Raw genomic sequence first — 8600 nt, 5'->3', positions numbered from 1 at the left:
GGCCAGGCCAGGCGCGCACGCTGTATGGCGACCATGACCGTTTTGTCGACACCTACTTCAAGACCTTCCGTGGCATGTACTTCACCGGTGACGGTGCCCGTCGTGACGAGGATGGTTACTACTGGATCACCGGTCGCGTGGATGACGTGCTGAACGTGTCCGGCCACCGCATGGGTACCGCCGAGATCGAGAGCGCGATGGTTGCTCACCCTAAAGTCGCCGAGGCGGCCGTGGTGGGAGTGCCGCACGACATCAAGGGCCAGGGCATTTATGTGTATGTGACCCTGATCGGTGGCGAAGAGCCGAGCGAGCAGCTGCGCCTGGAGTTGAAGAACTGGGTGCGTAAAGAGATCGGGCCGATTGCTTCACCAGATGTGATCCAGTGGGCGCCGGGGCTGCCGAAGACGCGTTCGGGCAAGATCATGCGGCGGATTCTGCGCAAGATTGCGACCGCTGAGTACGATGGGTTGGGGGATATTTCGACACTGGCAGATCCCAGCGTGGTACTGCAACTGATCGAAACGCACCGGAGCATAGACGCTGCCTGATAATTCTGGCGTTTCATGCAGACCCGTTTCATTCAAGACAAGGGTGGGCATTATCGATTATCCGGATTGACCGTAATATGTTTTACGGACAGAGGCGATTATCAGGCATTTTTATCAGGCTATTCTGCGCCCAGTAGATCCACTGAAACCTTCCGAGGAAACGTTGATGTCCCCACTATTTACACCCGGCTCTGTTGGTGCATTGCGTACCCCCAATCGCGTAGTTATGGCTCCCATGACTCGCTCTCGCAGCACTCAGCCAGGTGATGTACCTAACGCAATGAACGCCACCTATTACGCACAGCGGGCATCGGCAGCGTTTATTGTCACCGAGGCGACCCAGATTTCTGCGCAGGGTAAGGGATATTCCTATACCCCCGGCATTTACAGTGACGAACAGGTTGCTGGGTGGCGCCTGGTAACCGATGCTGTGCATGCTGCTGGCGGTCGCATCTTCCTGCAACTGTGGCACGTGGGACGCATGTCGCATCCAGACTTCCATAACGGTGAGCTACCCGTTGCGCCGTCTGCAATCCCGTTCGACGGCAGCATCTGGAAAGTTGACCCATCGACGGGTGTGGGCAGCATGGTCATATGCCCGACCCCGCGAGCCCTGGGCCGTGACGAAATACACGACGTCGTCAACGACTTCCGAAAAGCGGCCCGTAACGCCATGGCGGCCGGTTTCGATGGTGTGGAAGTGCATGGCGCCAACGGTTACCTGATTGATCAGTTCATGCGCACGACATCCAACGTGCGTACGGATGAGTACGGCGGCTCGCGCGAAAACCGCCTGCGCTTTCTTAAAGAAGTCATGGATGCCGTGATCGATGAAGTAGGTGCTGATCGCACGGCGATTCGCGTGGCACCATTCCTGACGGCGCGAGGCATGGCGTGTCCGGATATTCTCCCGACGATTCTGGAAGCAGCCACCTATTTGCAGGAACAAGGTATTGCGTACCTGCATCTGGTCGAGGCGGACTGGGATGACGCCCCTAAATTCCCAGAGGAGTTCCGCCAGGCTGTGCGTGAGCGCTTTCGCAACGCCATTGTGGTGGCCGGCAAATACGACTTGGAATTGGCAGACTGGGTGTTAAATAAAGGCTATGCCGATTTTGTCGCTTTCGGTCGCAAATTCGTAGCCAATCCGGATCTGCCGCTGAGGCTGGAGAAGGGCTACCCATTAGCCGGTTTGGAAGGTGCCGAGTTGTTTGGTGGCACCGAACGTGGTTACTCCGATTTTCCTGTCTGGTCTCAGCACGGCTGAACCATAAGGCTCGGCAAATCCAGCCATTAATCTCCTTGACGCGGGCTTAAGTCGCCAGCGCCAAGGCGATTTTGTCCATCAGCAATTTGACTCGACGTGGCAACGCATGGCCGGAAGGGTAGACAATTTGCAAGTCCACACCCGTTAAAGAATACGCCTCCAGCAACTCGATCAGTCGACCTGCCGCCAAGTCATCGCGCACATCAATGTAGGACTTGATGCAAATACCATAACCAGCCAAACACCACTGCCGCACTTGATCGCCGTCGTTGGCGATACGCCTGCCTGATACCAGAACCTTGAAAGAGCGACCGTCAGCGCGGAACTGCCATTGACGATGGATGTTGGAGCCGAAGCGCATCAGGATACACTGCTGCTGGGCCAACTCAGATGGATGTCGTGGCGTTCCATGAACCTCTATATAGGCCGGTGAAGCACACACCACACGGCGTCCCTCGCTAAGTTTTCGTACGCGCAGCGTACTGTCGGACAAAGCCCCATAGCGGATGGCAAAGTCGATCCCTTGTCCCGCAAGATCCAGAAAACCGTCAGTCAAGTTCAGGTCAAGGCTGACATTAGGGTTTTCTTCGAGAAACTGATCCAGAATGGGCACGATTCGATTTCGCCCCAAGTCGACTGGTGCACTCAATCTTATGAGGCCGGAAATACGCTCGGTGCCCAGTTTGATGTTGCTCTCGATGTCTTCAGCATCGGCGAGCAGTCGACGCGCGCCGTCCACCAGAAGCCGCCCTTCATCGGTCAGGCTGATTGAGCGGGTAGTGCGGGTTAGCAATGTCGCCCCGTAATGCTTCTCTAAAGCCCCGAGTCGCTCCGACACTGAGGTTGGCGAAAGCCCTACCTCTCGGCCTGCCGCCGACAAACCACCTTTCTCCACAATCAGTAAGAACAGCGCTAGATTTTCGAAGAGCATTATTCGGATTTCCCTGAATATGATTGCGCTTTTAGCTGGATTCTACGCTATCTCAATTAACGATATTGTTCCCCCATTGACTTAATGAGGAACCTATCGATGGTTATCGATCACGTTACCCTGCGGACCCTAGACCTCTGCGGGACTCGCGATTTTATGATGCAAGTCTTTGATCTGGTAGAAGGTCGTCGGCCCATTGAAATAAGCGGCATCGCTGGCCATTGGTTGTACAGCGATGGTGAGCCTCTGGTTCATATCATTGAATCCCACGGCTCGGGCCTGCTTCGAGTGTCTGAGTTTATTGATCATGTCGGTTTCCGCATGGGCGACTACGAGGCATTCAAGGCAAAGCTTGAATACCTTGGCATTGCATATAGAACGATGCAGGTTCCAAGCCTCAACGAGCGGCGCATTTTCCTACGCACTCCAGGCGGGCAGTTGTTGGAAACCGTCTTCTCTAACCCTGTTGAAAAAGCTGATAGAGAAATGTAGCGTGCCGCCGTTACTCATGTGTCCGTTGCGTATTGAAAAGCACACGCATCACAAGGTCTGATTTCGCTGTTCACTCTTAGCGATGCGGACTCTGCCTTAGGCAAGACGACAATGTGGTATCGAACAATGTGTTGACGCCGAGGTCATCTATAAGCGAGTGGCTAAGATAAAAATTCTCTGACTTTAAAGTCTTGGTTTTTTTTCGGTCGCTGATTTCTTGGTAAATCGTGGTGCCTTTGCGACACATCTCCCTGGACAACCTCACCGAGATTAAAAAAATGCTCATGAACAAAGCGACGATTTGCAGCCTCGTGCTCACACTCACGACCTCGGTGTGCTGGGCCGCCGACAACGTAACCACCGTACCGGTGAGCTTCGCCAAGGGGGCTAACAGCGCCCAGGTTAAAGGTACATTCAAGGGCCATGACACTGTTCAATACACCTTGGCGGCGAATTCGGGCCAACGTATGACTGTGCAGATCACCGGCAGTAGCAACGCGAACTTCAACGTGTTCGCGCCAGGCGATCAACCGGGGCAGTCCAGTGCCTTGGCTAATGGCGGCGTTGGCTCAGACTGGACTGGAGCGCTACCTGCGTCGGGCAAATACACCGTGCAGGTTTTTCAGATGCGCGCCTCGGCCAGGCGTGGTGAGGCTGTGCCGTACACAATCAGCTTCAGCATCAAGTGATCCATCGGGAAAAGTTGATTCTCATGTGGGATTCTTCTTCTCTGGGTCAAAACCTGAACGGCTATGCGCTAACAAGGGTGGATGGCCAAACCAGGACAAGCCAGACCCATTTTGTCACGTTAAGATATGGTTCTGAAGTTTGAGCAATGAATTCTTTTCTCTATAACCAAGGCGGGGCCAATGCGGTCGTCTGTGATCTGGCAGGGCGTAATTGCGAGTGTTCTTGTAACTTGCTTGGCATTCGGCGTAATGGGCGGTGTCGGATGGTTGCTAACGCTTAACAGCACCGAACGACAACTGGAAGAAATTGCTGTTTTGTTATCCCAGCGTGCCCATTCGACACTCCTTCAAGCTTCAGATGCTCTGAAGTCAATTGCGTCCAGCGATCTGCTTCCTTGCAGCCCGGAAAACATCGACCAGATGCGTCTGGTTGCGATCAATACCCTTTCAGTGAAATCAGTAGGCTACGTCCAGGAGGACATCTTTGTATGCGGCTCCTGGGGAATGATCGGGAAGAAAGTCGACGCATTGCCGGCAGATTTTACAACTGACGGTGGTGTGAGAGTCGCGATAAGTGTGTCGCCCGTGCTTGAGTCAGCCAAGCCACTGATGGCTCTGGAATATGCCGCCTTCAACGTTCTTGTTGACTCAGAGCAGTTGCTGGACGTGCTGTTCGATCATCGTGTCAGGCTTGCAATAGCCACTCTTAACGGCGATCTCATACGTGCCAGCAGTCAAGGCAGTGAAAACATAGTGGCGTTGGCGCACTTGGGCCCGACTAGAGGGCTTAGGGATGGCTACCTCTATACCTCCATCCGTCAAGGTTCCTGGGTAGCGATTGCAGCGATACCCCGCTCTGAACTGTTAGATATTTTTCTCTGGCACTCGGCATACATGCTCCCGCTGGGTGCTTTACTTGCAGGTGTATCGGTATTCGGTATCGTCCGAATATCGAAGCGACGTCTATCACCGGTCGCTGCACTTGAACGCGCGGTGAGGAACCATGAGTTTGTCGTGCATTATCAGCCGATTATCGAGCTTGAGCATGGGCGATGTGTGGGGGCGGAGGCCCTGATACGGTGGGTCAAGCCCGGTCATGGGACAGTGTCCCCTGACTTGTTCATCCCTCTGGCAGAAAAAACCGGATTAATTCTGGCAATTACCGACCAGGTCATGAGTCAGGTGATACGCGATCTGAGGAATGTGCTCGTGGCTGATCGTTCAATGCATGTGGCCATTAATCTGGCAGCATCTGACGTGTGTAGCGGACGGTTCATGGTTGTTCTGGAAAAGATGAGGGAGAAAGCCGGAGTCCTCCCTTCCCAAATTTGGCTAGAGGCAACCGAGACTGGGTTCATGGATTTAAAACCGGCAAAAGAGACGATGAGCAAAGCTCGCGCGTTGGGTTACGTGACTGCACTGGATGATTTCGGGACCGGATATTCCAACCTGCAAAACCTCCAACAGCTACCGCTGGACATCCTGAAAATCGACAAGTCTTTTGTTGATGGCATTTCTCAACCGCAGGCGGCAGCGGTTTTAATCGACCATTTGATCGACATGGCTGACTCGCTGGGCTTGGCTATTGTGGCTGAAGGCGTTGAGACAGCAGATCAATTGGCCTATTTACGCTCCCACAACGTCCGCTATGCCCAAGGTTGGCTTTTCGCCAAAGCAATGAGCGCTGAAGCGTTCATCTCCTATCTGGCCGGTGATATCCAGGATGGCACCAGGGCCAGCAACAGTGCAACTTCTTGAGCCAATAACGGGGCATCCGGCTCCAGCACAAGCACAAGGACGGCAAGCATGCACAGCAGCAGCCAGGTTGAGAAAAGACGACGTAACGCGCGTGTCAGCTTTGCCGGCTCATCCTTAAAACGTAGTGTGCGTCGGCTGCGGATGACCAACCACAAAATCAGAGGCAACAGCAGTATCTGCACTAGCTTAAGAGCGAGCTGATTGCGGGTACCAGCCGAGTTGTAGTCGCGAGCAAATTGTTCTTCTATCTCCAAACCTCACCACATGGCGTCCCAGGTCGAGGCCTGACTCATGCTTGAATCAAGACCCCGCCAAAGAAGCGCCGCATCCGTCAGTGCAGTCGGTAAGGCTTTCGTCGGAGGTGCGTTCGATGGTGGCATTACTGGAAAACGTATCAGCATTGGCAAGAGCCGCGAAGCACAGGAATGATGCCACTACCCATCTTCGAACCGCGTGAGACAAAGCTGAGTTTTTCACCATGCGCATTGATTGAGGCTTCCGTACGTAAACTGTTCAGCTGGCGACGTAATGTCCGAGAGCACAGATTTTGTGATAACTGCTACACACTTAGCTTACGAACCTCATGGCTGCTTTAGGGAAGATGGCATTCGGCCCATGCGTATGCCAAGAGCTCATCACCCTTACTGTTGGAGTTCGGAAAGTGACTATGCCGGACGAGCTCCCTACGAGACCTATTGCGATGATGTGCATCGATACAGCGGTTCATGGCTAAAGTGGTCATCACAAGCGGGCTAGTCAGTTTGGCCCGCTTGCTAGTTTGGATAGTGCAAAGTGTCAGTTGTACGGAGTTAACGGCTGGCGATAGCTCATCAACCGGGTAGCGTTCAGTTAGCGGGATAGCGAATTCTTTATCATAAAGATCGAGAGTGACTTTCCAGGTAGTTCATATGGAGTTTTTATTGGCTATCAGCGAAGCTTTTCCAACATCTGGTAGTACCACATCCCCACCGAGAGCATCGGATTACCGAGCATATCGCCCAGCGGCACCTTGATGTGCTTGCACCCGGCAAAGGTATCAAATTTTGCCAAAGTGCCTGTCAACGCCTCTGCCATTATCTCTCCCATGATGTGGCTTGTAGCGATACCGTGCCCTGAATAGCCTTGGCAATACCAAACATTGTCCGAAACCTTGCCCAACTGCGGAATGCGATTCATCACAATCCCCATCGCACAACTCCACTGGAACTCGATGTCCACGCCCTTCAGGGCCGGGAAAGTGCGTTCGATGCACGGGCGAAGTTCGGCGGCGATGTCTCGCGAGTCGCGTCCAGAATAGTTGGCTCCGCCGCCGAACAACAATCGACCATCGTCCGTGAGGCGGTAGTAATCAAGGACGAATCGACAGTCATAAACAGCCAGGTCGTGCGGGTTGATCTGGCGCGCCAACTCGCCCAGCGGAGCAGTGGTCACAATCGCGCCCATGGCCGGAAAAATTTTGCCCTTTAGCTGTTTGCGCTCGAGCTTGTGATAGACGTCGCCGGCTAGCAGAACCTGGCCCGCATCGATGCGGCCCTTAGACGTGATAACGGCGGGCCGGTTACCATGGACGATCTCCAACACCTCGGAGTTCTCGAAGATCAATGCGCCAAGGCTGTGCGCGGCGCGAGCCTCTCCCAGGCATAGGTTCAGCGGATGCAGGTGCAAATTGCGCGTGTTTTTCAGGGCGCCCAGATACAGTTCACTGTCCAAATGCTGTCGCACGCCGTCCTGATCGAGCAGGGTGACCTGATCACCCATGCCGCGTCGTTGTGCTTCTTCGTAGAAGGCTTGCAGTTCCATCACGTGGGAAGGTTTCATCGCTGCATGCAGATGACCATGCTTGAGGTCGCAGGCAATTGCGTATTTATTCACCCGGTTCTCGATGATTTGATGGCCTCGCCAGCGCAGGTGCCAGATGAAATCATCCACTTCATCGCCCAGGCGCTTGCGCATCTGTTGGCGCATGGCCGTATCTCCCGACAGACTGCCGGTGACCTGGCCGCCGTTGCGCCCGCTGGCGCCCCAGCCGATACGGTTGGCTTCGACAATCGCGACCTTGAGCCCTCGTTCGGCCAACTCTACGGCGGTGGCAACACCGGTAAAGCCACCACCAATAATCACAACGTCGACGCTGTGTTGACCTTGTAATGTCGGGTACTGGGTTGGGTCATTGAGGCTGGCGGTGTAATAGGAGGCGCTGCGCTGGGCAGCACCAATGACATTGCGCATAGCTGCAGTCATGGGATCATTCCTTCTCGCATTGAAATCGGCCGTGTTCAGGCCAATGGAATCAAGTCGACGCGAGGGCTCTATCTGGTGGGCGCGCGTGACGGCAATGCCACAGCGCCCAGAAGGCCAGAATGATATTGAGCAGGGGGTTTTCGCAAAGACGGGCTCGCACCTTCGGGAGGTAAGGGCGCAGAGGGCGACGGATCAAGTGCAGAGTCGAAATCATGGCTTCGAATACTCCCACCGCCCGAGTGTTCCTTAAATCGGCATTTGTGGATCTTTGGTTGTTGCTTAATTAAACAATCCCGGCAAAGCGGCCGCCCGTGGGCGGCCAGTGTCAGCGGCACAAGCCGCACAGGTTCAGGAACCCTGAGGCGTTTCACCCCGTGCCAGACGAGCATTGATGTCTTCAATGACCGCAGGTAAATCGACGATAGTGTCGATCAGGTAGTGCGGGCGAGAGCCTTCGAACATCTTGACGATGCGCGCCCGCTCTTCGGCCAACCTGTCCGAAGGCAGATCCTTGAATTCTGCATAAGTCAGGCCCAGTGCATTGCCCGAGCAGGTCAATGCGACCGTCCACATGCCAGCGCTGCGGCCTTCAAGAATACCTGGCCAGGTGTCGTCGACCTTGACGCAAGCGGCAACATCGCTGATGCCCAATGCGATCACGTTGGCCAGGGCCT

7 protein-coding genes and 1 pseudogene are annotated in these 8600 nt (G+C 54.5%); 5 read left to right on the top strand and 3 right to left on the bottom strand.

The annotated features are described in order from the left end of the window. Both UB23_RS22995 and UB23_RS22990 read left to right on the top strand, forming a co-directional pair. The coding region (locus tag UB23_RS22995; RefSeq protein ID WP_045061587.1) for an AMP-binding enzyme at nt 1–548 on the top strand (548 nt) is incomplete at its 5' end. A 166-nt stretch (nt 549–714) separates the two neighbouring features. Continuing rightward, entirely contained in the window at nt 715–1815 is a 1101-nt protein-coding gene (locus UB23_RS22990) for an alkene reductase (RefSeq protein WP_045061586.1), read from the top strand. A 46-nt stretch (nt 1816–1861) separates the two neighbouring features. Here UB23_RS22990 and UB23_RS22985 read toward each other — a convergent pair whose 3' ends face one another. Further along, nucleotides 1862–2746, bottom strand: a complete 885-nt coding sequence (locus UB23_RS22985; protein ID WP_045061585.1) for a LysR family transcriptional regulator — start codon at nt 2744–2746, stop codon at nt 1862–1864. A 99-nt stretch (nt 2747–2845) separates the two neighbouring features. Here UB23_RS22985 and UB23_RS22980 point away from each other — a divergent pair, with 99 nt between their 5' ends. The 3 genes from UB23_RS22980 (at nt 2846) to UB23_RS22970 (ending at nt 5685) form a co-directional block, all read left to right on the top strand. Beyond that, a complete protein-coding gene (locus tag UB23_RS22980; RefSeq protein WP_045061584.1) occupies nt 2846–3238 on the top strand; it encodes a glyoxalase in 393 nt (130 codons plus the stop codon). A 284-nt stretch (nt 3239–3522) separates the two neighbouring features. Further along, nucleotides 3523–3927, top strand: a complete 405-nt coding sequence (locus UB23_RS22975) for a hypothetical protein (RefSeq protein WP_045061589.1) — start codon at nt 3523–3525, stop codon at nt 3925–3927. 192 nt (nt 3928–4119) lie between these two features. After that, complete coding sequence (locus UB23_RS22970) at nt 4120–5685, top strand: EAL domain-containing protein (protein WP_160298068.1); 1566 nt, start codon at nt 4120–4122, stop codon at nt 5683–5685. Between the two features lie 927 nt (nt 5686–6612). On the opposite strand, the gene UB23_RS22965 is transcribed toward UB23_RS22970, so the two are convergent. After that, nucleotides 6613–7914 (bottom strand): NAD(P)/FAD-dependent oxidoreductase, encoded by a 1302-nt coding sequence (locus tag UB23_RS22965; RefSeq protein ID WP_442963639.1) that lies wholly within the window; start codon nt 7912–7914, stop codon nt 6613–6615. 360 nt (nt 7915–8274) lie between these two features. Continuing rightward, nucleotides 8275–8600, bottom strand: a pseudogene (locus UB23_RS22960) (phosphonoacetaldehyde hydrolase); the annotation flags it as partial.

The organism is Pseudomonas sp. ES3-33 (assembly GCF_000952175.1).
Classification (GTDB): domain Bacteria; phylum Pseudomonadota; class Gammaproteobacteria; order Pseudomonadales; family Pseudomonadaceae; genus Aquipseudomonas; species Aquipseudomonas gregormendelii.
This window is presented reverse-complemented; position numbering and strand designations above follow the sequence as displayed.

Coding starts and splice junctions, on each gene's coding strand:
- UB23_RS22990 (WP_045061586.1), top strand. CDS start 715: ATGTCCCCACTATTTACACCCGGCTCTGTTGGTGCATTGCGTACCCCC.
- UB23_RS22980 (WP_045061584.1), top strand. CDS start 2,846: ATGGTTATCGATCACGTTACCCTGCGGACCCTAGACCTCTGCGGGACT.
- UB23_RS22965 (WP_442963639.1), bottom strand. CDS start 7,914: ATGCGCAATGTCATTGGTGCTGCCCAGCGCAGCGCCTCCTATTACACC.
- UB23_RS22985 (WP_045061585.1), bottom strand. CDS start 2,746: ATGCTCTTCGAAAATCTAGCGCTGTTCTTACTGATTGTGGAGAAAGGT.
- UB23_RS22975 (WP_045061589.1), top strand. CDS start 3,523: ATGAACAAAGCGACGATTTGCAGCCTCGTGCTCACACTCACGACCTCG.